Below are 23,750 nucleotides of genomic sequence, written 5' to 3'. Positions count from 1 at the left end.
GCGTCCACCGCATCCCGCCGCGCGTTCGTGACGTGCGCACGCCCCTCTTGTCGGGCGGGACGCGACAATTCAAACCGTTGATTTGCCCGACGAGGGAAGCGGAATTTTGCCCGTCGGGTTAATTTGTCGCAGCCACTCTCGCTAAGTCGTCATTGCCTGCGACAAACGCGAAGCGTTTGCGCAAGGGAGCGACAGCGACGAAGCAATCCATGCCTCCGCAAGTGGTGCTATGGATTGCTTCGCGGAGCCTGTCATCCGGCGGCGCTACGCGCCGACCGGGCGGCTCGCAATGACGGAGCTGGATTGTCATTTGCACGTCCGATCCACTGTGTGCGCCAGCTCACATTCAAGCGATGATGCCCGCTGTACTCACGAACGGCCGAAGCAAATCCTTCCCAAGGCTTCGCGCAGGATGCAGTTGTAGCTCAGTTGGTTAGAGCGCCTGTCTGTGGAACAGGAGGTCGGTGGTTCGAACCCACCCAACTGTACCAGCCCTTCAAGGCGGTCAAATCAGCTTTCATCGCAACTCCCATTTTGCCTGGTTCTCCATCGAGCAGAACCAACTATTTGCCGAGCCCGAATTTCACTGCGGCCGACGGCGCAGGTGAGCCGCAAGGAGTTGCACCATGTCGCGGCGCTGGTTGCGATCCTCAATACGTGCTGGCGATCGTCTTTCCCTTCATCGCCGAGCGGACGCCTGAACAACTGTTCAGAAATTTTCCATGAACGATGTGAAATGACGCGCGCGTCAAACAGCCATGCACACGATTCGACACATTGACACGATCGACGACGAAACGATTTCGACGCGCGTCATTGTGGCGCACGCCGAGATGAATGTGCAGTTCGTGTCTGATTTGCCTTGCGGATTCGCTTGCCGGTCCACGCTTCAAGAAGAGGCGAGTGCTCCAGCGTGTTTCAGCTCACGTTCAGCCGACGAGGACGATCATAGGGTTCGAACTACGGAGCAGATCCCCTGCTACCACAACCCAAGGAGCTACCATGTCGTTTCGTAAGGCAATCCTCTCCGCGTTCGCTGCAACCGCCATCCTGGTTGCCGGCGTCTCCGCAAGCAGTGCGGGGCATTGGCGTCACCATCACGGCCATCATCACCACGGCCATCACCATCATGGTCATCACCATCATGGCCACCACCACCATCACGGTCACTGGCATTGGCGCTGGCACCGTCATCATGGCCATCACCATCATCATGGCCATCATCATCACCACGGTCACCACCATCACGGTCACCACCACCACCACTAACGACGAAAAGCCGGCCGACGCCGTCGGCCGGCTTAACGCCTCGGCTTGATCGCCATCGCTGGAGAATGACAATGAAGAAATTTCTACTGGTTGCGGCGCTCTTGTCTTCGTCGGCCAGCGCCTGGGCGCACGATCACCAGGGAACGAATGGCGGCAGGGTCGAGGATGCCGGCTCGTACCATGTCGAGCTGGTTTCGAAATCCGAGAAGGTCGACCTCTACATCAGCGATGCGAACCAGAAGCCGATCGCCGCAACCGGATTCAAGGCCGTTGGCATCTTCGTCGTGAATGGCAAGGCCCAACGCATTGCGATGGAACCTGCCGGAAGCGGGCGGCTTTCCGGAACCGCCAGCGATACGCTGACGGCGCAGCCGAAGGGGGTGGTGCAACTGACCTCACCCGATGGCAAGACCGTGCAAGCCAAATTCAACTGAGGTTGGGGGATGCCGACCGTAATAGTATTCAGTTTGGAGCGTGAATATACACCCGGTCTGGAAACCAGAAGCCCCGTTCATCAAAGCCTCGTGAACCGTTGCTGGCCTGAAGGCGACAGAAAGATGCAAGACGACTACAAATGGCTCGCAGCTCGCGTTAGCCATCTTTAATCTGACCTATGCAGGGCCGAGAGCCCTGTGATATTGTGAGCTTGATGAACGCGAACCCAAAGCTTTGGCAGTTTATTTGTGCGGTGATCGTCCTGATCGCCGTTCAATTCGCGCCTGCCTTGGCCCGCGCCCATGCCGACCAGGCCCACCGCCTGCAGGGACATGCCCACGTTCATCATCACGCGGTGCCTCACGCCGCCCATGTGCCGGTGGCGCATCACCTCACCAAGGCTGCGTTCACCAGGGACGTCTTTGCCGAGGCTGCCTTCACCAAAGTCACCAACGAGGCTGACCTCACCAAAGCCAACGGATCTATCCCGCACCAGCTTTTCCTGACCGCAGGTCGGGTGCCCGATGCAGCGCCGATCGACGCGGACGGATGCGTGGACGGTTGTTGCGGGGCGGGCATGGGGTGCTGCGGCGGCGCCGCTTTGGTTGCAGCCTCGCAATGTTTGCCTCCTGCAGTTCATTCGCACCGACTTGATGTCACCGGTGCCGTGCTTGCTTCGGGCATAGAACCCGCAAGCCTGCGTAAACCCCCCCGAGCGTTCACCTGAGCAAAGATATCGCGGCGGCACGATGTGCCGGCCGCGCGAGCGAGAACACGCTTCTTCTCAGGTGAGTCATTCAGATGTCTTTTTTGTTCCGTGCCGCGCGGTGCGTGGCGGCTATGTCATTCCTGCTCATGGCAGGCCCGGTGCTGGCGCACGAAGGCCACGATCATGGCGCGCCCGCTCCGGCGCCGAGCGCCAGTCTCGCGCCGCGTGCCGAGACCGACTCGGATGCGCACGAACTGGTTGCGATTGCGCGCGAAGGCGTGCTCGTCATCTATCTCGACCGGTTCGCAACCAACGAGCCGGTGGATGGCGCCGAAATCGAAATCGAAACGCCCGCCGGGCCGCAGAAGGCCGCAGCCAGGCCGGGCGAGCCCTATCGCCTCGACGCGCCCTGGTCCAGCAAGCCGGGCGCTTACGACCTGATCTTCACGGTCGCGAAAGACGGCAATGTCGATGTGTTGCCCGCCCGGCTCGTGATTCCGGATCTTCCAGGGGCGAAGGCCGGACCGACATCGTGGCTCTCGACCTCCGCCATTGCGGGAGAGGTCGGCTATCACTTCAATCACGACGGCCCGGCGCTGTTCATCGCCATCCTGGCCGGGCTTGCTGCCGGGATCGGCGTCATGGCGCTGATCCGGCGGCGTCGCAGAGCGGCGGCAATGGTTCTCGTCGTCGCCGGCGCGTTCGTCCTGTCCAACAATTCATCGCGCTCCCATGACGGCCATGATCGCGCCGCTCCGGCAGCCGCGATGCAGTCGGTTCGCGACCTCGCACAGCGCCTGCCAGATGGCGGCGTGTTCGTGCCCAAGAGCACGCAACGCATTCTCGCCCTTCGTACCGTGATGACCGAATCCCGTGCGCACCCGCGCGCCATCGAGCTGCCGGGCCGGATCATTCCCGATCCGAACGCCAGCGGCTTCGTGCAGGCTTCGGTGGGCGGCCGCCTCTCAGCCCCGCCCGGCGGTTTTCCGAGACTGGGGACGCCGGTCAAGAAAGGCGACGTGCTCGCTTATGTCGACCCGCCGCTGCAGGCCATCGACGTGTCGGATATGCGCCAGCGCCAGGGCGAACTCGACCAGCAAATTTCCATCGTGGAGCGCCGGCTCGCCCGCTATGAAACGCTGGTGCCGAGCGGCGCCATTGCCCGCTCCCAGCTCGAAGACACCAGGTCGGAGCTGCAGGGCTTGAAAGACCGCCGCGGATCGCTCGACCGGGCGCGCCGTGAGCCCGAAGCGCTGCTGGCGCCAGTCGACGGCGTCGTCGCCGAAGGCACACCGGTGGCCGGACAGATCGCCCAGTCCAATGCGGTGATTTTCCACATCGTCGATCCGACCCGTCTGTGGGTCGAAGCCCGCAGCTTCGATCCGCTGGCCGGCGTTCGCAGCGCGACTGCGAATCTCGGGACCGATCGTACCTTCACGCTGGTCTATCAGGGCTCAGGCTTTGCGGACCGCAATCAATCGATTCCGGTCCAGTTCGCCATTCAGGGCGACCATTCCGGCCTTCGCGCCGGGCAGTTCGTCACGGTGCTGGCCACCACCAATGAGGAAAAGGTCGGCCTTGCGGTGCCGCGGGCCAGTCTGGTGCGCAACGCCAACGGGCAGGAGGTGGTTTACGAACACGTCACGCCCGAGCGTTTCGAACAGCGGCCGGTACGGGTGGAGCCGCTCGACGGCGACCGCGTGCTCATCGCCACCGGCCTCGCCGGAGGCAAGCGCCTGGTCGTGCAGGGCGCCGAACTGCTCGACCAAGTGCGCTGAGGAGCCGGGCAGATGTTTCGCTTTCTCGTCACACAGTCGCTACGCAACAGCCTCTTGGTCATAGCGGCTTCACTGGTCCTGGTGTTGCTCGGCATCTTCAGCGCTACCCGGCTGCCGGTGGACGTGTTTCCCGACCTGAACAAGCCGACGGTCACGATCATGACCGAGTCGGACGGGCTCGCGCCCCCCGAGGTCGAACAGCTCGTCAGCTTTCCGATCGAAACCCAGATGAACGGTGTTCCCGGCGTGACGCGGGTCCGCTCGGTTTCCGGCATCGGCCTTTCGATCGTCTATGTCGAGTTCGACTGGGGTACCGATATCTATCGTAACCGGCAGCAGATCGGTGAGCGCCTCAATCTGATCCGGACCCAGTTGCCGCCCAATACGGTTCCGCAACTGGGACCGATCAACTCCATCATGGGGCAGGTGCTGCTGGTCGCGGTGACCAGCGACCGCGCTTCGGCGATGGAGGTTCGCGAGACAGCCGACTTCGTGGTGCGGCCGCGGCTGCTCACCATCCCCGGCGTCGCACAGGTGATTCCGATGGGGGGCGAAGTCCGGCAATACCGGATCGCGCCCAATCCGCCGGCGCTGCGCAGCCTCGGCGTCACCTACGAGCAGGTCGAACTCGCCCTCAATCAGTTCGGCGTCAATACCGGCGGCGGATTTACCGATCAGCATGCCCGCGAATATCTGATCCGCAATATCGGGCGGACCACCAATCTGGACGACCTCCGCAACGTGGTGGTGGCGCAGGTCAATGGCGGGCCGGTCTATCTGAAGCAGGTTGCCACCGTCGAGTTCGCCCCCAAGGTCAAGCGCGGCGACGCCGGCTATATGGGCAAGCCCGCCGTCGTCGTCTCGGTCGAGAAGCAGCCCAACGTCGATACCATCAGGCTCACGCGCGAGATCGAACAGGCCCTGAAGGAAATCACGGCGTCGCTGCCAACGGGCATGAAGGCCGACCAGATCATCTTCCGCCAGGCCAATTTCATCGAGACCTCGATCGGCAATGTCGAGCGTGTCCTGCTCGAGGCCGGCGCGGTCGTCGCCATCGTGCTGTTTCTGTTCCTGATGAACTGGCGGACCACGGCGATCTCGCTGGCTGCGATCCCGGTCTCGATCCTGACGACCGCGGTCGTGTTCTATTTTGCCGGCCTGTCGATCAACACGATGACCCTTGGCGGCATTGCCATCGCCATCGGCGAGCTGGTCGATGACGCCGTCGTCGACGTCGAAAACATCTTCCGGCGCTTGCGCGAAAATCGCGCCCTGGAGCATCCGCGCTCCGCGTTCGATGTGGTCGTCTCGGCGTCCCAGGAAGTGCGCTCCGGCATCGTCTATGCGACCGCCATCATCGTTCTGGTGTTCGTGCCGCTGTTTGCACTGTCGGGCATCGAAGGCCGGCTGTTTGCGCCGCTTGGTCAGGCCTACATCATCTCCATTCTCGCCAGCCTTGCGGTCTCCATCACCCTGACCCCGGTGATGGCGTATCACATGCTTCCGCATCTCAAGCGCCTCGATCATGGCGACAGCGCGCTGGTCGCGATGCTCAAGCGCGCCAATGCGGCCTTGCTCGAACGGGTTTTCCACCATCAGCGCGCCCTGATGGCTGCCGCGCTCGCGGCGGTCGTGATGGCGGCGGCTTCCGCATTCTATCTTCCCCGCGCATTCCTGCCGCCCTTCAACGAGGGCACCTTCACGATCAACATGCTGTTCAATCCGGGAATCTCGCTCGCCGAATCCCATCGCGTCGGGTTGATTGCCGAGCGCCTCATCCTTGAAGTGCCCGAGGTCAAGACCGTTGGCCGGCGAACCGGCCGGGCGGAGCTCGACGAGCATGCCGAAGGCGTCCATTCGTCGGACCTCGAGGTCAATCTCAAGCCAACGAAACGGCCAAAGACCGAAATCGTCGCGGATATAAGGGCGCGGCTCGCCGTGCTTCCCGCTGCGATCAACGTCGGCCAGCCGATTTCGCACCGGCTCGACCATCTGCTTTCGGGCGTTCGGGCCGAAATTGCGCTGAAAGTCTTTGGCGACGATCTGAACAGCCTGCGCGCGACCGCTGACATGTTGCGCGGCAAGCTTTCGGAGATTCCGGGTCTCACCGACCTGCAGGTCGAAAAGCAGGTGCTGATTCCGCAGCTGGAAATCCGCGTCGATTATGGTCGTGCCGCGCTCTATGGCGTGCAGCCGGCCGCCGTGATCCAGCAGCTCAGCCGGCTCTCGAACGGCCGCGTCATTTCACGGGTGGTGGACGGCTATCGCCGGTTCGACGTCACGATGCGGCTGCCGGACCGGCTTCGCACCACGCAAACCCTGGGCGACCTCTTGATAGAAACGCCGGCCGGATGGATCCCCGCGCGGCAGATCGCCGACGTCAAGGAGACCGAAGGCCCCAACCAGATCCTGCGCGAGAACGGCCGCCGCCGTGTGGTAGTGCTGGCGAACGCCGACGGGACGGCCGACATGACCGATATCATCGCGGCGATCCGCAAGGTGACCGCGTCGACCAGGCTTCCCGAAGGCTTTTACGTTCGGCTGGAGGGAACGTTCCAGGCCCAGGAGGAAGCAAGCCGGACCATCGGCGTGCTCTCGCTGCTGTCACTGTTGCTGGTGTTTGCCATTCTCTACAGCCGCTACCGCTCGGCCGTGCTTGCCTTCATCATCATGGGCAACGTCCCGCTGGCGCTGATCGGCTCGGTCGCGGCGCTCTGGCTGGCGGGCCAACCGCTCTCGGTTGCGTCGATGGTCGGATTTGTCACGCTGACCGGCATTGCGGTTCGCAACGGCATCCTGAAAATCAGCCACTACATCAACCTGGCGCTGAAGGAGGGAATGCCGTTCGGGCACGACCTCGTGGTTCGCGGCAGCGTCGAGCGGCTGACGCCGGTCTTGATGACGGCGATGTCGGCCGGTGTCGCGCTGGTGCCGCTGCTGATCGATGCGGCAACGCCCGGCAAGGAAATTCTGCATCCGGTGGCCGTGACGATTTTCGGCGGTCTCCTCAGCGCGACCCTGCTCGACACGCTGCTGACGCCCGTTCTGTTCCTTCGCTATGGCGAAGCGCCGCTGGAGCGGCTGCGAAGAGGCGCTGGCGGCAGTGCGGAGACGGCCGCGGCAAATTCAGCCGCCGAAGCTTTTTGACATCAACATCCGGAGAATGACGGTGAATGCGAAATTTTTGATGGTCGTGGCCGTGCTGGCCTGGTCGACTTGCGCCTCGGCGCACGACGAGAAAGGAAGGAATGGCGGGTGGGTCGCGCATGCCGGTTCGTATCACGTCGAACTGGTTTCGAAATCGGACAAGCTTGAACTCTTCGTCACCGACGAGAACCAGAAATCGATCCCGGCCACAGGGTTCAAGGCGGTTGCCATCCTCGTTGTCGACGGCAAATCCCAACGGATCCTGCTCCAGCCTGCCGGCAGCGCGCTGCTTTCCGGCACAGCCAGCGTCGCATTGCCGGTTCAGCCAAAAGGTGTCGTTCAACTGACCGGCCCTGATGGAAAGACGACGCAGGCAAAATTCGACTGAGCGGATTGCGAAGCGAGAGCCAAGTCGATCAACCAAACTCCCGCGGCGAAGCCCGCGGGGATTTTTTCATCGGTGCGGCATTTTGCGCATTGGCTGAGGCAGGACAGGAAACCGGTCTGAACCGGACGGCTCTAGCCAATGACATACTTGTTCAATAGAACGGCGCGATATCGGGGTTGAGGATTTTTCGAGAGAGGTTGCATGATTTCATTCGCGCGCATGGTGAAGCTCGCAGGCGTTGCTTCGGTGCTGCTGGTTTCCGCTCCCAATGCCGGTCATGCCCAGGCCGACAACGGCTTTCCGTTCGGGATGGAAATGACCATGGATGTCCCGCCGCAGCCCGGCTCCAAGCGAATACCGAATCTGGAAATCGGCGACCGCGGCGAAGTGGTGCTCGAACTCTGGTGCAAAGGCGGCAAGGGCCAGTTTTCGGTGGCGGGCAACACCGTGATCTTCGTCGCCGGCGCGATGGAGAACCGTAATTGTCCGCCCAATCGCGCCCAGGCCGACGACGAACTGATTGCCGCATTGACCGATGCCGCGACCTGGAAGCGGCAGGGCGATGCGATCTCGTTCATCGGCACCAGAACGCTGCGGTTCCGGCTCAACACGAACTAGGCGCGCGAGTCGAGCCGGAGGCTGCGGCCGCTACCAGCGGAATGAAAAGAAAACCTTCGGCGGCAGCGGCTGCGGATTGAGCGCGACCCAGTCCAGCCTGGAGGTAAACTGGCGCAGCAATCCGCCGACGACGATGATGCCACCGGCAACGCGGTCGAGTTCATCTGATGTCAATGCTTCGGGTTTGACGGGAGTGAAATCGGTCATGGCTGTTTTCCCTTGGTTAGGCGCCGCACGATGCTGCGACGAACGGGATTTTGCCTTTCTCCGCCCCGGCTGTTTGTGACCCAGATCACCGTCAGCCGGTGGCCCGCCTCGTCAGGCCTCCCGTGCATAGCGTTTGAGGGACGCTTTGAGGATACCAAGCATTTCGTCCCTGATGAGATCGCGCGCGCCGCGGGTCCAGGCGGCTGCGAGCGGCAAGCGGTTCGTGTCTGATCCCGCGAGCGGAACAAACCGAACGCCGCGCGCCGCCATTCGCGATGTCCATCGTGGCACGATGGCAACGCCAATTTCGGCCGCGACGAGATTCACGATGGTCTGCTTTTCATTGGCAATCTGGATGATGCGTGCCTGCAGTCCGGCCTTCGCAAACAGTTTCATGGTCAGATCGTGGCTATGCGGGCGCGAGCGACGCTCGGGGACGATCAGCGGCTGTTCGGCAAGATCGGCGACGGTCACCCGTTTTCTCGACGCGAGCGGATGACGATCCGGCACGGCGACGACCGCGGTCTCGTGCAGGAGAAACAGAAATTCCAGCCGCTTGTCGGGCTTTTCTGGCGGGCGTACCAGGGCGATGTCGAGCCGGCCGGAGATCAGCGCCGGCAACAGCCGGATCGTTTTGTCTTCCGTCAGTTTCACGGTGACGTCAGGTCTCTGTTCGCGAAAGTCGGAAAGCAGCATCGGCAGCAGTCCCGCCGCTGCGCTGTCGATCGCGCCGACGCGGATGATCGCGCCCTGCCTGCGGCCCCGCGCCTGGAATTTGACCGCCAGATTGTCCGCCTGCGCCAGCAAAATGCGGGCCTCCTTGAGCAGGACGACGCCATCATCGGTCAGCGTCACGCTGCGCGTCGTTCGCGTCATCAGCCTTGTGCCGAGATCGTCTTCGAGCAGCCGGATGTAACGGCCGAGCGCGGAGGGCAGCATTTCCAGCCGCTGCGCCGCACGCCCGAAATGCAATTCCTCGGCCGCCGCCACGAAGCAGCGAAGCTGGTGCAGTTCCATATTTCGTCCTCCCCGGCAGATTATATCAAATATTTGTATAATCGTATGCCGATTGAAGGCGCGTGACCTTTGGCCTTACCTTGTCGGCAAGCGCTGAAATCAGCCAATCAACGAATTCTTCAGGGAGCGACCCAATGCGGTTCAATCGTCGCACGATCCTTTCCGGCGCCATCGCGGCCGCGTCGCTATGGGCGTCACACACCGCCTTCGCGCAGACCGCTTTTCCGACAAAACCGATCACCATCATCGTTCCGGCGGCGGCCGGAGGGCCGACCGACACCGTGGCCCGCCTCATCGCGGAATCGATGGGCCGAAGCCTCGGCCAGACCATCCTGGTCGAAAATGTCGGCGGCGCCGGTGGCACGCTCGGCATGGCGCGCGTGTCGAAGTCGGCCGCCGACGGCTACACGCTCGCGATCTGGCACATCGCGCACGCGACCGCGCCCGCGCTCTACGACTCTCTCAAATATGATGTCGTCGACGATTTCGACCACCTCGGCCGCATCACCGACGTGCCGATGACCCTGGTGTCGAAGCCGACGCTTGCTGCCAACAATGTGACCGAGTACGTGGCGTGGATTCGCGCCAGCGGCGAAAAGGCCGTCTACGGGCATGCCGGCATCGGCTCCGCCTCGCATCTGTGCATGCTGATGCTGATGAAGGAGCTCGGCGTGCAGATGAACGGGATTCCCTATCGCGGCACCGGGCCGGCCATGAACGACCTGCTCAGCGGCCAGTTCGACGTGATGTGCGACCAGACCACCAACACCACCAACCAGATCAAGGAAGGCAAGATCAAGGGCTTTGCGGTCACGACCAAAGCCAAAGTCTCGTCATTGCCCGACCTGCCGACGCTCGACGGCGGCGCCGTCAAGGGATTTGAGGTCTCGGCCTGGCATGCGATGTGGGCCCCGAAGGGATTGCCCAAAGAGGCCACCGACAAGCTGGTCACAGCTCTTCAGGCCGCGCTGATGGACCCCAAGGTGATTGAGCGGTTTGCCAATCTCGGCACCGAGCCGGTCCAGGCCGAGCAGGCGACGCCAGCGGCGCTCAAGGCGCATCTGACGGCCGAAGTGCCGCGCTGGGGCGCCGTGATCAAGGCAGCGGGTGCCAAGGGAAACTAAATAATCATTCGCCATCCGGAGACCAATCGATGAAGACGTACGCCATAGCCGCCATCCCGGGCGACGGGATCGGCACCGAAGTCATTGCTGCAGGTGTCGAGGTGCTGCACGCGCTGGCCCAGCGCGACGGCAATTTCAAGTTCAAGGTCGATCATTTTGACTGGGGATCTGAATACTACAAGAAGCACGGCATCATGATGCCGGAGGATGGCCGCGACCAGATCAAGGATCACGACGCGATCCTGTTCGGCTCGGCCGGCGCGCCTGATGTGCCTGATCACATCACGCTGTGGGGGCTGCGGCTCGCCATCTGCCAGCCGTTCGATCAGTACGCCAACGTCCGCCCGACGCGGATCCTGCCCGGCATCACCAGCCCGCTGCGCAACGTGCACGGCAAGGAGCTCGACTGGGTGATCGTCCGCGAAAACTCGGAAGGCGAATATGCCGGCGTCGGTGGCCGCGTCCACAAGGGCTTGCCGCTCGAAGTCGCAACCGACGTCTCGATCCTGACCCGTCCCGGGGTCGAGCGCATCATGCGCTTTGCCTTCAAGCTCGCACAGTCGCGGCCGCGCAAGCTGCTCACCGTCGTGACCAAATCCAACGCGCAGCGCCATGCCATGGTGATGTGGGACGAGATCGCAGTCGAGATCGCGGCCGAGTTCAAGGACGTGACCTGGGACAAGATGCTGGTCGATGCGATGACCATGCGCATGGTCATGAAGCCGGAGACCATCGATACCGTGGTGGCGACCAATTTGCATGCCGACGTGCTGTCGGATCTCGCGGCCGCGCTCGCCGGCTCGCTCGGCATCGCGCCAACAGCGAACCTCAATCCGGAGCGGACCTATCCCTCGATGTTCGAGCCGATACACGGCTCGGCCTTCGACATCATCGGCAAGGGCATCGCCAATCCCGTCGGGACGTTCTGGTCATCGGTGATGATGCTGGAGCACCTCGGCGAGCCGGCGGCCGCGACGCGGCTGATGCAGGCGGTCGAACGTGTCACCGCCGACCCCCGCTTTCACACGCCGGACCTCGGCGGCAAGGCCAGGACGAATGAGGTCACGGCCGCGGTCGTCGCCTCCATCCACGGCGCCAACGACTGACGCGCGCGGCGGCGGAAACAAGTGCGGCGGACCGGCCAATAGGCCCGGTCCGCCGTACTCGTATTGGAACGCGGAGGATCTCCTAATCCGCTTACTTCTTGAGGCTGGCGAACATGAACTTGACTTCGAGGATCTGTTCGTACTGCTCCTTGGTGACCTGAACCCGGTCCTTGCCACCCGACACGGCATTGAGCTGTTCGTCGGAGAGGACATCGATCTGAGCGTTCTGGGTATTCATGGCAGTTCTCCTTTTGGCAGTTGGACCGCGACCACCGCGTCCGTTTCCTGTGATTAGGAGAATGCCAGAGACTGAACCGGCGCGCTGTTCCCGAGGTGACAGGCTGGGGAGGTGGCAATTAGGCGGTCGACGCGCGCCGCGCCCAACCAAGGGCTCCGAAGATGCCGCCTTCGCGTCCGCCTTGCGGAATGTTCCAAAAATCGGGAGTATTCACGCCCATTCGGGAGCCAAATCCCGGGATAAAATTTGAGGGGAGACGCCTATGACGGCTTTCACGCGCCGCGATCTGTTGTCGGCTGCCGCAGGCGCGGCAGCGGCCGCGAGCCTGCCGTTCAATCAGCCCGTCCACGCCGCGACGCCGCCGGCGGGCAAGCAGACCGCCGGCTGGTACCGCTACAAGATCGGCAGCATCGAGGTGACGGTGGCCACCGATGGCGTCAACCGGTTCAAGATGGCGGAGGATCACGTCACCAACATCAAGAAGGATGTGGTGAACGCCGCGCTCGCCGAGGTCTTCATGGAAAAGGACATGATGACCACGCCGTACAACCCGATCGCCATCAATACCGGATCGAAGTTGGCGATCATCGATACCGGCACCGGCGAGAGCAATTACAAGAAGAGCAACGGCACCGCCGGCCAGTTCGTGACCAACCTCGCCGCCGCGGGCATCGACCGCAACGCCGTCGACGTCGTGATCATCTCGCACTATCACGGCGACCACATGAACGGCCTCCTGATGGACGACAACTCACTGACCTATCCGAACGCCGAGATCGCCGTGCCGGCGAAAGAGCACCAGTTCTGGATGGATGACGGCGAGATGAGCCGCGCGCCCAAGGGCCGGATGGAAGGCAACTTCAAGAATGTGCGGCGCGTCTTCACGCCGGAGGTTTGAAGCGCGTAAAAACCTATGAATGGGGCAAGGAGCTGATTCCCAGCGTCACTGCGCAGGGCACGCCCGGGCACACGCCCGGCCACAGCTCGTTCGTGATCGCCTCGGGCTCGGACTCCGTCTACGTGCAGTCCGACGTCACCCACGTGCCGTTCCTGTTCGTTCGCCATCCCGACTGGCACGCCTTTTACGATCAGGATGGCGCCATGGCGGAAGCGACCCGCCGCAAGGTCTACGACATGCTGGTGGCCGACCGGATGCGGGTGCAGGGTTTCCATTACCCGTTCCCGTCGCTGGCGCATGTCGAGAAACACGGCAGCGGCTACCGGGAGATCCCGGTGATGTGGAATCCGAATATTTGATGTGCGGGACGGCGGTCTGGTCACCTCTCCCCGCTTGCGTCCGCTTGCGGGGAGAGGTCGAAATTCGCAATAGCGAATTTCGGGTGAGGGGGTACAGGTCTATCGATAGACTGCAATGGCGGAGAGAGCCCCTCACCCCGACCCTCTAAGAGCGAGCTCCGCTCGTCTCGACCCCGCGAAGGGCGGGGAGAGGGAGAAGAGTCCCGCCGCTATTCCACCTTCAGCCCGAGCTGATGCACGAGCTTGCTCCACTTCTTCTCTTCCTTGTCGATATCGTCTGCGTATTCGGCCGGCGTCGAGGCCAGGGGATCGCCGCCTTCGAGACGGATGCGTTTCTGCACCTCCGGATCGCTGACAAGTTTGCGCAGCTCGGCGCTGAGGAGTTCGACGATGTCAGGCGGCGTGCCTGACGGCGCCAGCAGCCCGTAATGCAGCACGGCTTCGAAGCCGGGCATCCCTGATTCGTCGAATGTCGGCACGTCAGGCAGTAGCGAGAAGCGCTGCTTGCTGGTGACGGCGATGGCGCGCAACTGGCCGGCCGCGATATTGCCGAGCGCCGGCGGCAGCACGCCGAACGCGACAGGCACATGGCCGCCGAGCAGGTCGTTCATGACAGGCGCCGTACCCTTGTAGGGAATAATAGCGGCATCGATACCGGATTCGGCCTTGAACAGTTCCGCGCACATGTACCCGCCGGTGCCGACCGGCGACGTGCCGATATTGAGTTTTCCCGGCTCCTTCCTGGCGAACGCGATCGTCTCAGCGACCGTCTTGGCTGAGAACGACGGGTGCGCGAGCAGGGCCACCGGCATCGACGCGACGAGACCGATCGGCGCAAAATCCTTGCGCGGGTCCATGCCGAGCTTGGTGTAGAGGCTGGGGTTGATGGAGAGGGTGCCGGTGTGGCCCAGCAGCAGCGTGTAGCCATCAGGCGCGGCGCGCGCCACCGCGCGGGTGCCGATGGTTCCTCCGCCGCCGCCGCGGTTGTCGACGGTCACGGTCTGGCGGAACGCGTCCGACAGTTTTTGCGCCACCACACGCGCCATGGCGTCGACGCCGCCGCCGGCCGGGTAGGGGACGACCAGCGTGATGCTGCGCGCTGGAAACTCGGCGGCATGCACGGCCGCGCTTGCCACCAGCGGGCATGCGAAGGCGATGGCTGATGCAAAGGTGATCACGGCATTCATGATGTTGCGACGATGTGAGAGCCTAAGCACCAGATTGCCTCCCTCCAGCGATGTCGATCCACGTTCTTATGGGTGGCCTCATTTCACCGCAAGCCCGGCGCGCGCAAACACTCTCCCCCGTCATTCCCCGATGCGCGATTGCGCATCTGAGGGCGCGCGAAGCGCGAGCCCGGAATCCATTCAACCGCGTGCACCGTTGCCCGATGGATTCCGGGTTCGATGCTGCGCATCGCCCTCAGATGCGCAATCGCGCATCGGGGAATGACAACGACTTGGAATCATGCACTGCAGCAGAGATAACAGCCAATCATAGCCCGAACCTTGAACTGCCTGCCAAGGCCGCATAGGCTCGGTGATTGGAAACGCCTGCCAGGCATCAAACAACAAGAGGGATACCCCCCAGTCGATGAGCTCCGCGTTGCGGCGCCCTTTTGCCCACCGCCGGGGCCTGATCATCGTCGCGACCTTGGCCACGGCCTATGTCGCCAGTCATTTTTTCCGCGCCGCCAACGTCACCATCGGCCTCGACCTGATGCGCGACCTCGCCATCGGACCGGAAGCGTTGGGCGCGCTGACCGGCGCGTTCTTCTTCGGCTTCGCCGCGATGCAGATCCCCTGTGGCCTTCTGTTCGACCATTTCGGACCGCGGCGCACCGTGGCCTGCATGCTGATCCTCGCCACGACAGGCGCTGCGATCTTCACGCTGGCGCCGACGTGGCCGGTTCTGCTCACCGGCCGCGTCCTGATGGGCGCCGGTTTCGGCGTCATGCTGATCGGCAGCATGGTGGTGATCTCGCGCTGGTTTCCGCCGGATCGTTTTTCGACGCTCACCGCCATGGTGCTGTCGATCGGACTGCTCGGCAATCTCTTCGCCACCACGCCGCTGGCATGGGCCTCGGAGGCCGTCGGCTGGCGCGCGGTGTTCGGCGCCGTCGTCGTCTTCATCGCACTTGCCACCATCGCCGTGTGGCTGGTGGTGCGCGACGCGCCGCCCGGCCATCCGTTTCTCGACCGCACCCCGGAGCCGCCACGCCAGATGCTGCAAGGCCTGATCGAGGTGCTGGGCAACCCGCGCCTGAGGCCGATCCTGGCGATGAATTTCTGCAACTATGCCTGCACCTTCACCGTTCAGGGCCTGTGGGGCGGCTCGTTCCTGCGCGAGGTGTATGGCATGAGCCCGATCGAGGCCGGCAACGTGCTGCTATCAGCCGTGATCACCTACCAGCTTGGGATCGTCGCCTTCGGCCCCCTGGACCGCGTGCTCGACACGCGCAAATGGATCGCCATCGGCGGCACCATGGTGACCATATCCATGCTTGCGACGCTGGCGCTCGCGTCCCGCCCGCCCGCCTGGGTGCCCGTCGGCGCCATCGTCGCCATCGGTTTCTTCAGCGCCTCCAGCACCATGGTGATGACGCATGGCCGCGGCATTTTCCCGGACCGGCTGATCGGCCGCGGCATTGCGACCATCAACACCGCCGTGATGCTGGGCGTCGCCTGCATGCAGACCTTGTCGGGCATCATCGTCGGCGGGTTCGAGCCCCTCGCCGATGGCGCCCGCTCCGAGACCGCCTACCGCGCCTTGTTCGGCGTGCTCACCGTGGTGCTGATCCTGGCCGTTGCGATCTACAGCCGCTCGCGGGACGTCAAGCCCAGCGAGGAGATGCGCGCCCGGGCGGCCACCGCGTGACGCCTCGGCGCGGCGTCATGGCTTGCCATGATGCGGGTAAACCTGTGAACATGCCGCCATGACGCTCGACGCCTTGAAAAGCAATATCCGGCAGCTTTACGAAGGCGCCACGTCAGCCGGCGTCCGTTTTCGCTACGCGCTGCTGGCGTTCGACATCGTCACGGTGCTGTTCATCGTCGTGACGTCGTTCCTGCCCCCAACCGAGCTCGTCGAAACGCTCGACGTCCTGTTCGGCGCGGTGATCCTGGCCGATTTCGCCGCGCGGCTGTTCATCAACCGGCGCCGCTTGCGGGCGTTTACCCGCCTTTCGACCTGGACCGACCTGATCGCGATCGCCTCGTTCCTGGCCCCGCTGGCGGGAGAGGCGGGCGGCTTCTTGCGCATCCTGCGCACCCTGCGGCTGCTCCGCGAGGTTCAGATGCTGACCCGGCTGCGCGGCGACAGCACATTTTTCCGGCGCAACGAGGAAGTGATCTTTGCCGTCACCAACCTTGCGGTCTTCATTTTCGTGATGACCGCCATCGTCTACGAGACCCAGAAATTTCGTAACGAGCAGATCACGAATTACGCCGACGCGCTGTATTTCACCGTCACGGCGCTGACGACGACCGGCTTTGGCGACATCACCCTGCGCGGAACGGCCGGCCGCATGATCACGGTCGTGATCATGATCTTTGGCGTGACGCTGTTCTTCAATCTTGCCCGCGCGCTGCTGTCCCCGAGTAAAGTGCGTTTTCCCTGTCCGTCCTGCGGCCTGCAGCGCCATGACAGCGATGCCGTGCACTGCAAGGCGTGTGGTGTGGTGCTGAATATTCCTGACGAAGGGGCGACGTAGCCGAGCCGCGCGGAACCGCGATGGTTTCGCTTTGGTGTAGCCTCTTACGCCTCACTCTTCGGTGGCGTCGGGTAGTTCGGCGAGCCGGGGAATCAGCCGAACCTCGATATTGGCTTCGTTCAGCATCTGGCCGGAGATGGAAAAATCCTCGGCCCAGTTCGAGTTCGGCCGATCGGGCGCGTAGGCGACGAGCGCCGTGATGCCGCATTGGATGATGGCCTTGGTGCACTCGACGCAGGGAAACCAGGGAACGTAGATGGTGCAGCCCTTGAGCGCGACGCCAATGCGGGCCGCATTGAAGATCGCATTCTGTTCGGCGTGGCAGCTCCAGATATATTTGGCGCCGGTGATGCGGGAATGGCGCTCCTCGAGATCATCGCGAACGCCGCGCGGCAGCCCGTTGAAGCCGGTCGAGCGGATTTCATGATCGGGCCCGACGATCACGGCGCCGACGCGCCGCCCTTTCTCGATACTCCAGCTCGCCAGATGATGCGCCAGGAGCATAAATCGCTCATCCCATTTTGGATCCAGCAATACCGTTCCCTCAAAAATCAGTGCGCTCTATGCGCCGATGTTCCACCATCAGCCATGGCGAGACAACAGCGAGAGCATCAACATCCCGTTAATGCCCGTGTGGCCGCGGTCAGCCTGACAGATTTAAGCCCGGCGGTAGCCGCTTGTCGATGACCGCTTGGATCGTAAGCTTAACGGTTAGGATACGCCTATTCCTCGTCCGCGCCCGGCGCCTGCCTCAGCATGAAATGCCCGAACGCCGAGGCGATCGGTTTGGTCCGGTCGTCCTGCCAGGCCTGCGCCTCGAAGGCGACGACGCGCCGGCCCTGCTTGACGATCGAGACGTTGGCGTAGCTGTCCAGTGCGCGGCCGGACCGCAAATAGTTGATCGTCAGCCCGATCGGCTTCGGCAGCGACACCCCGAGTTCGCGCGTCACGCCGACGTTCGCGGTGGTTTCGAGAAAGGCGCCGGTCATGCCGCCATGGATCGCGGGCAGGATCGGGTTGCCGATGATCGTTGGTGAGAACGGCATCACCAGCGTGCCGTCCTCACTGACGCGGATGCCGAGGGCGCGCGCGAACGGGCTTTGGGCGAACGGGCCTGCCGGATCTTCCGGCGCTTCAAGCGTCGGCAGCGCGAGCTCCTCCCTCGAGCGGCCCTTGAGCATGTTGGTGCGGTTGGCGCCGACCATGAAGCAGGCCGTTGCGGTGGCGACCGGATCGTCCTCGGTCTCCTGATAGGCGGTCGCGCGCACGAAGGCGATCGAGCGGGTGACGCGGTAGCAGATCGCGTGCGCCCTTATGTCGAGGCCGGGCGTTGCCGGCTTCAAATAGTCGATGCGCAGGTCGAGGGTTGCGATCGCGCGCGTGCCGTCGAGCGCGAGCTGGACCGCCATGCCGCAGCTCTCGTCGAGCATCGCGGTGACGACGCCGCCGTGAAGCACACCGGTCCCGGTGTCGCCGACGAAGACCGGGCGGTAGGGCAGGCTTGACCAGGCTTCGCCAGGGGCGGCGCGGTCGAGCTGAAGTCCACTGATGTGCCCATAGACGGAGCGGTGGCTCTTGATGGCGTCGGCCAGTTCGTCAAACGGCAGCGGCGTGTCGACTTTTGATGCTTCGGACATACGGACGTTCTAGACCATATTGATGGATGAGCCAAAGACGGCTCAGCCGTTCGTCGCGTGCACGCCGGGCTTCCGTCCCGAGTTCCATTGGCCGCTCAGCGCGCGCTCGATCTGCGCCGCCAGCTGCAGCAGCAGCCCGTCATTGGCCTGCCTGGCCTGAGCCTGAATACCCAGCGGCAGGCCATGCTCATGCTGCGCCATCGGCAGCGAAATTGCGGGAATCCCGCACAGATTGGCGAGCGGCGTGAACGCAAAATTGCGCCACAGATTGCCGAACCAGTCCAGCACCGACGGATTGTCCGAGATGGTCAGATATTCTTTGGTGCCGACCTTCGGCGTCGGCAGCGCGGTGATCGGCGTCAGGATGATGTCCCACTCCTCGAAGAATGCGCCGAAGCCGCGCGACGTCGTGTTGAAGACGGCCTGCATGCGCGCCCGCTCGGCATACGTCGTGTGCCGGCCTGCTTCCCAGATCCGGATGTTGACCGGTTCGATGAGATCCGCCGGCGGCTTTTCGAGCCCGCGGGCGGCGAGCATGTTGCTGATCACGACCGCAAAATTGCTGATGTAGCAGGTGGTCTGGGCGTCAAAGGCGGCGCGATAGTCGACCGCGGGCAACGCGTAATCGACGTGATGGCCGAGGCCTTCGAGGAATTGTCCGGCTCTTTTCAGCTCCGACGCGATCTGCGGTGTCGCCTGGTAGTCGCCCCATTGGTGCGAGAGCGCGATTTTGAGCCGTCCCGGATCGCGCTTGATCATCTCCTGATAAGGCTCCGGCGCGGTCCAGAACGGCATCAATTCGCCGGGCGCGGGACCGCGGCAGGCATCGACGAAGGCGGCGGTATCGCGCACGGTGCGCGACTGGCAGCCCTGGATCGACACCAGCCCCGACAAATCGGAAAGATGCGGCGCCAGCGAGAACACGCCGCGTGATACCTTCAGGCCAATGTTGCCGTTGACGCCGGCCGGAATGCGGATCGAACCGCCGCCGTCGGTGGCATGCGCGATCGGCACCGCGCCCGCCGCGACCATCGCGGCGCTGCCGGCCGACGATCCGCAGGTGGTGTAGTCGGTATTCCACGGGTTGCGCGTGACGTAGACGGCCGGATTGTCCGCCGAACTGCAAACGCCGAACTCCGGCGTCGTCGTCCGTCCGATCAAATTCAGTCCGGCCTGGCGCATCTTCGATGTCAGGAACGTATCTGATGTGGCGCGGTTGCCGCGCATCAGCAGCGAGCCCATTTCCTGCAGGCGCCCCTGCATGGTCGGGCCCAGATCCTTCATCAGGAACGGCAGGCCGGCAAACGGCCCCGCAAGATTGGCGCCGGCCTTGGCGGGATCGTCGATCGCGTCCTCAAACACTTCGACCACGGCCGACAGCGCCGGATCGACCTTGGCGATGGCTGCGGCCGCCTGACTTGCCAATTCCTGTGCCGTCAGTTCGCCTTTCCTGACACGCTCCGCCAGCGCCACGCCGTCGTGCTGCGCCCATTCGTTCCAGTTCATCGGCAAAGTCATGCGGTGCAATTCCTTCGGTGCGAACCAACTTTAGGTTCGCAGCGTGCCAAGTCAATCAATGGGCTTGCAACGGGAATTGCTGCCCCGGTGCATTCACTGCATCGAGGCCGCAATCTTCTCCGCCGACATCAGCACCGGAAAATTGGTGTTGGCGCAGGGCACGACGGGGAAGATCGAGGCGTCGACCACGCGCAGGCCCTGCACGCCCTTGACGCGGCCCTCGGTGTCGACGACCGACATCGGGTCCTCCGGCCGGCCCATCCGGCACGAGCAGGAGGCGTGCCACACGCCGATGGTCCCCTTGCGCACGAAGCTCTCCAGCGCCTCGTCGTCGTTGATCACGTCGTCGAACGAAAAACCTTCGACCACGAAATTGTCGATCATGTAATGGCGCAGCGCCGCCGGGCCGTCCATCAGGGTGGCGGCGATTTTGGTGAGGATCCTGTTCTTGTTGTTGACCACGCCGATCTTGCGCACACGGTCGGTATAGGAGGCCGGAAACGGCTTGTCGGTGACCGCCCTGACGGCGTCACTCATTTGCACCGCCGCCATCTTGCGGAAACCGCTCATCAGCCGATCGAGGTCGCGCCGGTCGGACAACAGGTTGAACTCGACGATCGGCTCGGCCGCCGGGTCGCGCGAGGCGAGTTTGATCTGCCCGGTCTCGGAATAGGTCTTGTTGACGAAGGTCAGCGCCGAGCCGATTTGCTCGCCGACCGCATGCCAGGCCGATTTGCTCAGCACCACGACGAACATATCGCCCTTCGGCACGCCGGGCAGTCCGGACGAATAACGCAAGCCGACCTGCATGTGACGCCTGGTATGCCCGTTCATGCGCGCGCCGCGGCGGACAAAGGAGGATAGCGAAATCGAGGGATGATCCATCAGGCGCTGGCCGACACCTTCAAGCCCCACCAGCACGGGAATGCCCATGTCCTTGAGGTGACCGACCGGGCCGATGCCGGCGCGCAGCAGATGAGCCGGCGAATGGATGGCGCCGCTGCACAGAATGATCTCGCGGCCGCGGAATTCCTGCTCCTTGCCGTCGACGACGGCCTTGACGCCGACGCACTGCGTGCCTTCGAACAGCAATTCCCTGACCTGCGTGTTGGTGGAGATCGTGAGATTGGCGCGCTTGCGCGTTTCGCGATCGAGATAGCCCATCGCGGCCGAGACGCGTTGCTCGGCCTGGTTGGAATGCGTCACGGGGAAATAGCCGTCGACGAACTCGCCGTTCTGGTCGGGCAGGAATTGATGGCCGGCCTGCTGGAAGGCGTCGGCGAAAGCCTGCGAATGCTTCGTCCAGTGCTCCCTGGGGATGCGTCGCACCGGGATACGGCCGTCCTTGCCATGGTACGGTCCATCGAAATCGAGGTCGCGCTCGACCTTTTTGAAATAGGGCAGCACGTCCTTCCAGTTCCAGCCGGTGGCGCCCCGCGCTTCCCATTCATCGTAGTCGGTCGGCGCGCCGCGGTTGGCCATCTGGCCGTTGATCGAGGAGCCACCGCCCAGAACCCGCGCCTGTTCGTATTTGCGTAACGGCGGCCGCCCCTCGTTGGGATTGTTATGGCTGACGATCTGCGTCGTGACCTTGAGTTCGGTCCAGTGGAAACGCGGATCGAAATAGGCGGTGCCGGGATAGCTGTCTCGAATTTCGGCCGGCTCGTTGCCGGGCGGGGTGTCCTGGCCGGCCTCGCACAGCAGGACCTTGTGGCCGCTTTTGGCTGACAGCCGATGCGCCATGACCGAACCAGCCGAACCGCCGCCTACGATAATCGTGTCATACACTTTGGTATTTCCCCGTGTTGTTGGTCTTGTTGCCGGGGAAGGTAGCGCAGCTCCGCGTCCGGGTCACGCCTGCCGTCGTCACCGCTTCGCTATTGCAGCATGAGGCGTCGCCCGCACACGACGCTCAAAAGCGCGATGCTCAAGATCGAAGCTGAAGTCAACCCCGCGCAAGATCATGTCGATGGCCGGTGTCGACATGACTTGTGCTACGCCGGCCTCAATTGGCGAACGTGATGTTGGCGTCTTGAATGATCCTGGCGAACTTGTCCGATTCCGAGCGGACGAAGGCGCGCAGCTCGGCATCGGTCATGTTGCGCGACACGATGCCCTGAACCGCCAGCTTCTCCGTGATGTCGGGCCGCTGCAGGATCTTCGGCATCACCTCGGCGAGACGGCGAGAATCGGCTGCGGCGTGCTGGCGGGCCGCTTGGGGCCGTTCCGGGACGGACTCTACGTGCCCTGGCCATCTTCGCCTTCAGCCAGGGCGGCGACTTCGGCATGAGAGAGAATGTGCCCAAGAAGGTCCTTGATCAGGACCTCTGGATGTCCTTCTTCAGCAAATTGCGCGGCCTTTGTGACAGCATCGCGCGCCGTTTCAACGATCACCCCGAAGGCACTGGGGCCGCTCCTCGTATAGACGTGATACGGCATGCTCATCTCCACACGTCGGCCCGTAGGGGACGAGGCTTTCGCGTGGACCGTCGCAAGACCGGAACGCCGGTTGCGGTCACGCTGTGTCGAAGCGACCGACCGTGTCTCCAGGCCCGCACCTCGTTTTCCAGATTTTGTGCCAGCGCTCTCTCGACCCGTTCGAATTCGCGCGGCAATTCGCTGCACTTTTCCATTGTTCCTCCCGCTGAATCAGGCTGCAGCTTGGCGCACGGTTGAGCGCAGGCGCATTGGCTTTCCGCCGGGCGGATGGCGCGGTCCGTTTCCGTCGAGCGCGCAGAGCGCTGCCAGGATGTCGTCGATGTGGACGGGCGCTCTCAGCCCTTCAGGCGCGCGCAATGTGGGACATGATGCCATCGCAGAGGCATCGGAAGCCCAGGATGCGAGGATGGCGCGCTTCTCGGCAAGCGTTAGACCCGGGTGACAAACCACATCCCGGGGATGTTCGAATGCCGTGCCGGGACGGAGCAGAAAGTCGAAGTCGAACACGTTATCGTGCTGTGCGGGTGTCGGCCGCATGGCTGCCTCCAAATCAATAGACGTGTTGATGAGCTGCCGCGCGGGAAGCCCCGCGCGGCGATCGATCCTGATGGTTCAGTCGGTCAGGCCGCCTTGGCCTCGATCTGGTTCACCTTGCCGGTGCCGTCGCTGATTGCGATGCGGCGCGGCTTCATGGTTTCGGGGATTTCCCGCTGAAGCTCGATGACCAGAAGGCCGTTCTCGAAGCGTGCACCCTTGATGTCGACGTGGTCGGCCAGGGTGAACTGACGCTTGAATGACCGCGTGGAGATTCCGCGATGCAAAAAGGTCTTTTCGTCCTTGTCTGCCTTGCGGCCTTCCAGGGTCAGGACATTCTGTTCCATGGTCAGCGCCACCTCGTCCGGCGTGAAGCCGGCGAGCGCCACCGAGATCTGGAAGCGGTTTTCGTCGAGACGTTCGATGTTGTAGGGGGGATAGCTCTCTTCGCTGGCCCGCTGGACCTCGTCGAGAACGTCAAACAGGCGGTCGAAGCCAATCGTCGACCTCCACAGGGGAGTCCAATCATACCTCATAGCCAAATCCTCCAAAGAGCAAGTTGGGTACGAGCTGGCACCGGACACCTTCCGGCGCCCGCCTCATGTCCGGGGCCCCGA

At 63.3% G+C, this 23,750-nt stretch carries 25 protein-coding genes and 1 tRNA gene; 14 read left to right on the top strand and 12 right to left on the bottom strand.

Going from position 1 to position 23,750, the window contains the following annotated elements; genetic code table 11:
* Window positions 1-414 precede the first annotated feature (414 nt).
* The 8 genes from JQ574_RS31400 (at window position 415) to JQ574_RS31365 (ending at window position 8,344) form a co-directional block, all read left to right on the top strand.
* A tRNA-His gene (locus JQ574_RS31400) sits at window positions 415-491 on the top strand.
* Window positions 492-1,075: 584 nt separating this feature from the next.
* The gene (locus tag JQ574_RS31395; RefSeq protein WP_212209612.1) at window positions 1,076-1,318 is read left to right on the top strand and encodes a hypothetical protein; all 243 of its coding nucleotides are present in this window, start codon (window positions 1,076-1,078) and stop codon (window positions 1,316-1,318) included.
* Window positions 1,319-1,340: 22 nt separating this feature from the next.
* Window positions 1,341-1,703 carry a hypothetical protein gene (locus JQ574_RS31390; RefSeq protein WP_312014765.1) on the top strand — a complete coding sequence of 121 codons (363 nt, stop codon included), beginning with the start codon at window positions 1,341-1,343 and terminating at the stop codon, window positions 1,701-1,703.
* Between the two features lie 215 nt (window positions 1,704-1,918).
* Window positions 1,919-2,431, top strand: a complete 513-nt coding sequence (locus JQ574_RS31385; RefSeq protein WP_212384153.1) for a hypothetical protein — start codon at window positions 1,919-1,921, stop codon at window positions 2,429-2,431.
* Between the two features lie 74 nt (window positions 2,432-2,505).
* Window positions 2,506-4,191, top strand: a complete 1,686-nt coding sequence (locus JQ574_RS31380; protein ID WP_212209615.1) for an efflux RND transporter periplasmic adaptor subunit — start codon at window positions 2,506-2,508, stop codon at window positions 4,189-4,191.
* Window positions 4,192-4,203: 12 nt separating this feature from the next.
* Window positions 4,204-7,338: an efflux RND transporter permease subunit gene (locus tag JQ574_RS31375; RefSeq protein ID WP_212209616.1), complete on the top strand. Its 3,135-nt coding sequence runs from the start codon at window positions 4,204-4,206 to the stop codon at window positions 7,336-7,338.
* Window positions 7,250-7,726, top strand: a complete 477-nt coding sequence (locus JQ574_RS31370) for a hypothetical protein (protein ID WP_249119718.1) — start codon at window positions 7,250-7,252, stop codon at window positions 7,724-7,726. Before JQ574_RS31375 ends, JQ574_RS31370 begins: the two co-directional genes overlap by 89 nt.
* Before the next feature lie 201 nt (window positions 7,727-7,927).
* Window positions 7,928-8,344: an META domain-containing protein gene (locus JQ574_RS31365; protein ID WP_212209617.1), complete on the top strand. Its 417-nt coding sequence runs from the start codon at window positions 7,928-7,930 to the stop codon at window positions 8,342-8,344.
* A gap of 30 nt (window positions 8,345-8,374) precedes the next feature.
* Here the strand turns inward: JQ574_RS31365 and JQ574_RS31360 are convergent, their stop codons facing one another.
* Both JQ574_RS31360 and JQ574_RS31355 read right to left on the bottom strand, forming a co-directional pair.
* On the bottom strand, window positions 8,375-8,551 hold the full coding sequence (locus JQ574_RS31360; protein ID WP_212209618.1) for a hypothetical protein: 177 nt from the start codon (window positions 8,549-8,551) through the stop codon (window positions 8,375-8,377).
* Between the two features lie 111 nt (window positions 8,552-8,662).
* Complete coding sequence (locus tag JQ574_RS31355) at window positions 8,663-9,568, bottom strand: LysR family transcriptional regulator (RefSeq protein WP_212209619.1); 906 nt, start codon at window positions 9,566-9,568, stop codon at window positions 8,663-8,665.
* Window positions 9,569-9,702: 134 nt separating this feature from the next.
* Between JQ574_RS31355 and JQ574_RS31350 the strand changes: the two genes are divergently transcribed.
* Window positions 9,703-10,692 carry a tripartite tricarboxylate transporter substrate-binding protein gene (locus JQ574_RS31350; RefSeq protein WP_212209620.1) on the top strand — a complete coding sequence of 330 codons (990 nt, stop codon included), beginning with the start codon at window positions 9,703-9,705 and terminating at the stop codon, window positions 10,690-10,692.
* A 29-nt stretch (window positions 10,693-10,721) separates the two neighbouring features.
* A complete protein-coding gene (locus JQ574_RS31345; protein WP_212209621.1) occupies window positions 10,722-11,798 on the top strand; it encodes a tartrate dehydrogenase in 1,077 nt (358 codons plus the stop codon).
* Between the two features lie 91 nt (window positions 11,799-11,889).
* Here the strand turns inward: JQ574_RS31345 and JQ574_RS31340 are convergent, their stop codons facing one another.
* The gene (locus tag JQ574_RS31340; RefSeq protein ID WP_212209622.1) at window positions 11,890-12,036 is read right to left on the bottom strand and encodes a hypothetical protein; all 147 of its coding nucleotides are present in this window, start codon (window positions 12,034-12,036) and stop codon (window positions 11,890-11,892) included.
* A 262-nt stretch (window positions 12,037-12,298) separates the two neighbouring features.
* Between JQ574_RS31340 and JQ574_RS35775 the strand changes: the two genes are divergently transcribed.
* Window positions 12,299-12,934: an MBL fold metallo-hydrolase gene (locus JQ574_RS35775; protein ID WP_312018280.1), complete on the top strand. Its 636-nt coding sequence runs from the start codon at window positions 12,299-12,301 to the stop codon at window positions 12,932-12,934.
* Entirely contained in the window at window positions 12,931-13,293 is a 363-nt protein-coding gene (locus tag JQ574_RS35770) for a hypothetical protein (RefSeq protein WP_312018279.1), read from the top strand. The genes JQ574_RS35775 and JQ574_RS35770 overlap by 4 nt, the downstream gene beginning before the upstream one ends.
* A gap of 209 nt (window positions 13,294-13,502) precedes the next feature.
* Here the strand turns inward: JQ574_RS35770 and JQ574_RS31330 are convergent, their stop codons facing one another.
* Window positions 13,503-14,510, bottom strand: coding sequence for a tripartite tricarboxylate transporter substrate binding protein (locus JQ574_RS31330; RefSeq protein WP_212209624.1), 1,008 nt, complete (start codon window positions 14,508-14,510; stop codon window positions 13,503-13,505).
* 376 nt (window positions 14,511-14,886) lie between these two features.
* Here JQ574_RS31330 and JQ574_RS31325 point away from each other — a divergent pair, with 376 nt between their 5' ends.
* Together JQ574_RS31325 and JQ574_RS31320 are read left to right on the top strand one after the other, a co-directional pair.
* Window positions 14,887-16,170: an MFS transporter gene (locus tag JQ574_RS31325; RefSeq protein ID WP_212209625.1), complete on the top strand. Its 1,284-nt coding sequence runs from the start codon at window positions 14,887-14,889 to the stop codon at window positions 16,168-16,170.
* Window positions 16,171-16,228: 58 nt separating this feature from the next.
* Window positions 16,229-17,005 (top strand): potassium channel family protein, encoded by a 777-nt coding sequence (locus JQ574_RS31320; protein WP_212209626.1) that lies wholly within the window; start codon window positions 16,229-16,231, stop codon window positions 17,003-17,005.
* 51 nt (window positions 17,006-17,056) lie between these two features.
* Here JQ574_RS31320 and JQ574_RS31315 read toward each other — a convergent pair whose 3' ends face one another.
* The 8 genes from JQ574_RS31315 to JQ574_RS31280 all read right to left on the bottom strand — a co-directional run bounded on the left by JQ574_RS31315 (window position 17,057) and on the right by JQ574_RS31280 (window position 23,669).
* The gene (locus JQ574_RS31315; RefSeq protein ID WP_283813793.1) at window positions 17,057-17,539 is read right to left on the bottom strand and encodes a dCMP deaminase family protein; all 483 of its coding nucleotides are present in this window, start codon (window positions 17,537-17,539) and stop codon (window positions 17,057-17,059) included.
* 188 nt (window positions 17,540-17,727) lie between these two features.
* Window positions 17,728-18,642: a PaaI family thioesterase gene (locus JQ574_RS31310; protein ID WP_212209627.1), complete on the bottom strand. Its 915-nt coding sequence runs from the start codon at window positions 18,640-18,642 to the stop codon at window positions 17,728-17,730.
* Window positions 18,643-18,684: 42 nt separating this feature from the next.
* Entirely contained in the window at window positions 18,685-20,160 is a 1,476-nt protein-coding gene (locus JQ574_RS31305) for an amidase (RefSeq protein ID WP_212209628.1), read from the bottom strand.
* 93 nt (window positions 20,161-20,253) lie between these two features.
* Entirely contained in the window at window positions 20,254-21,948 is a 1,695-nt protein-coding gene (locus JQ574_RS31300; protein ID WP_212209629.1) for a GMC family oxidoreductase N-terminal domain-containing protein, read from the bottom strand.
* A gap of 217 nt (window positions 21,949-22,165) precedes the next feature.
* Entirely contained in the window at window positions 22,166-22,327 is a 162-nt protein-coding gene (locus tag JQ574_RS31295; protein WP_212209630.1) for a hypothetical protein, read from the bottom strand.
* A 71-nt stretch (window positions 22,328-22,398) separates the two neighbouring features.
* A complete protein-coding gene (locus JQ574_RS31290) occupies window positions 22,399-22,599 on the bottom strand; it encodes a hypothetical protein (protein WP_212209631.1) in 201 nt (66 codons plus the stop codon).
* 210 nt (window positions 22,600-22,809) lie between these two features.
* Complete coding sequence (locus JQ574_RS31285) at window positions 22,810-23,136, bottom strand: hypothetical protein (RefSeq protein WP_212209632.1); 327 nt, start codon at window positions 23,134-23,136, stop codon at window positions 22,810-22,812.
* An 83-nt stretch (window positions 23,137-23,219) separates the two neighbouring features.
* A complete protein-coding gene (locus tag JQ574_RS31280) occupies window positions 23,220-23,669 on the bottom strand; it encodes an Hsp20 family protein (protein WP_212209633.1) in 450 nt (149 codons plus the stop codon).
* Window positions 23,670-23,750 lie beyond the last annotated feature (81 nt).

It is taken from the genome of Bradyrhizobium sp. AUGA SZCCT0158, assembly GCF_018130065.1.
In the GTDB taxonomy this organism is placed as follows: domain Bacteria; phylum Pseudomonadota; class Alphaproteobacteria; order Rhizobiales; family Xanthobacteraceae; genus Bradyrhizobium.
This window is presented reverse-complemented; position numbering and strand designations above follow the sequence as displayed.

Coding starts and splice junctions, on each gene's coding strand:
- JQ574_RS31390 (WP_312014765.1), top strand. CDS start 1,341: ATGAAGAAATTTCTACTGGTTGCGGCGCTCTTGTCTTCGTCGGCCAGC.
- JQ574_RS31385 (WP_212384153.1), top strand. CDS start 1,919: ATGAACGCGAACCCAAAGCTTTGGCAGTTTATTTGTGCGGTGATCGTC.
- JQ574_RS31380 (WP_212209615.1), top strand. CDS start 2,506: ATGTCTTTTTTGTTCCGTGCCGCGCGGTGCGTGGCGGCTATGTCATTC.
- JQ574_RS31375 (WP_212209616.1), top strand. CDS start 4,204: ATGTTTCGCTTTCTCGTCACACAGTCGCTACGCAACAGCCTCTTGGTC.
- JQ574_RS31370 (WP_249119718.1), top strand. CDS start 7,250: ATGGCGAAGCGCCGCTGGAGCGGCTGCGAAGAGGCGCTGGCGGCAGTG.
- JQ574_RS31365 (WP_212209617.1), top strand. CDS start 7,928: ATGATTTCATTCGCGCGCATGGTGAAGCTCGCAGGCGTTGCTTCGGTG.
- JQ574_RS31360 (WP_212209618.1), bottom strand. CDS start 8,551: ATGACCGATTTCACTCCCGTCAAACCCGAAGCATTGACATCAGATGAA.
- JQ574_RS31355 (WP_212209619.1), bottom strand. CDS start 9,568: ATGGAACTGCACCAGCTTCGCTGCTTCGTGGCGGCGGCCGAGGAATTG.
- JQ574_RS31350 (WP_212209620.1), top strand. CDS start 9,703: ATGCGGTTCAATCGTCGCACGATCCTTTCCGGCGCCATCGCGGCCGCG.
- JQ574_RS31345 (WP_212209621.1), top strand. CDS start 10,722: ATGAAGACGTACGCCATAGCCGCCATCCCGGGCGACGGGATCGGCACC.
- JQ574_RS31340 (WP_212209622.1), bottom strand. CDS start 12,036: ATGAATACCCAGAACGCTCAGATCGATGTCCTCTCCGACGAACAGCTC.
- JQ574_RS35775 (WP_312018280.1), top strand. CDS start 12,299: ATGACGGCTTTCACGCGCCGCGATCTGTTGTCGGCTGCCGCAGGCGCG.
- JQ574_RS31325 (WP_212209625.1), top strand. CDS start 14,887: ATGAGCTCCGCGTTGCGGCGCCCTTTTGCCCACCGCCGGGGCCTGATC.
- JQ574_RS31320 (WP_212209626.1), top strand. CDS start 16,229: ATGACGCTCGACGCCTTGAAAAGCAATATCCGGCAGCTTTACGAAGGC.
- JQ574_RS31310 (WP_212209627.1), bottom strand. CDS start 18,642: ATGTCCGAAGCATCAAAAGTCGACACGCCGCTGCCGTTTGACGAACTG.
- JQ574_RS31305 (WP_212209628.1), bottom strand. CDS start 20,160: ATGACTTTGCCGATGAACTGGAACGAATGGGCGCAGCACGACGGCGTG.
- JQ574_RS31295 (WP_212209630.1), bottom strand. CDS start 22,327: ATGCCGAAGATCCTGCAGCGGCCCGACATCACGGAGAAGCTGGCGGTT.
- JQ574_RS31290 (WP_212209631.1), bottom strand. CDS start 22,599: ATGCCGTATCACGTCTATACGAGGAGCGGCCCCAGTGCCTTCGGGGTG.
- JQ574_RS31285 (WP_212209632.1), bottom strand. CDS start 23,136: ATGCGGCCGACACCCGCACAGCACGATAACGTGTTCGACTTCGACTTT.
- JQ574_RS31280 (WP_212209633.1), bottom strand. CDS start 23,669: ATGAGGTATGATTGGACTCCCCTGTGGAGGTCGACGATTGGCTTCGAC.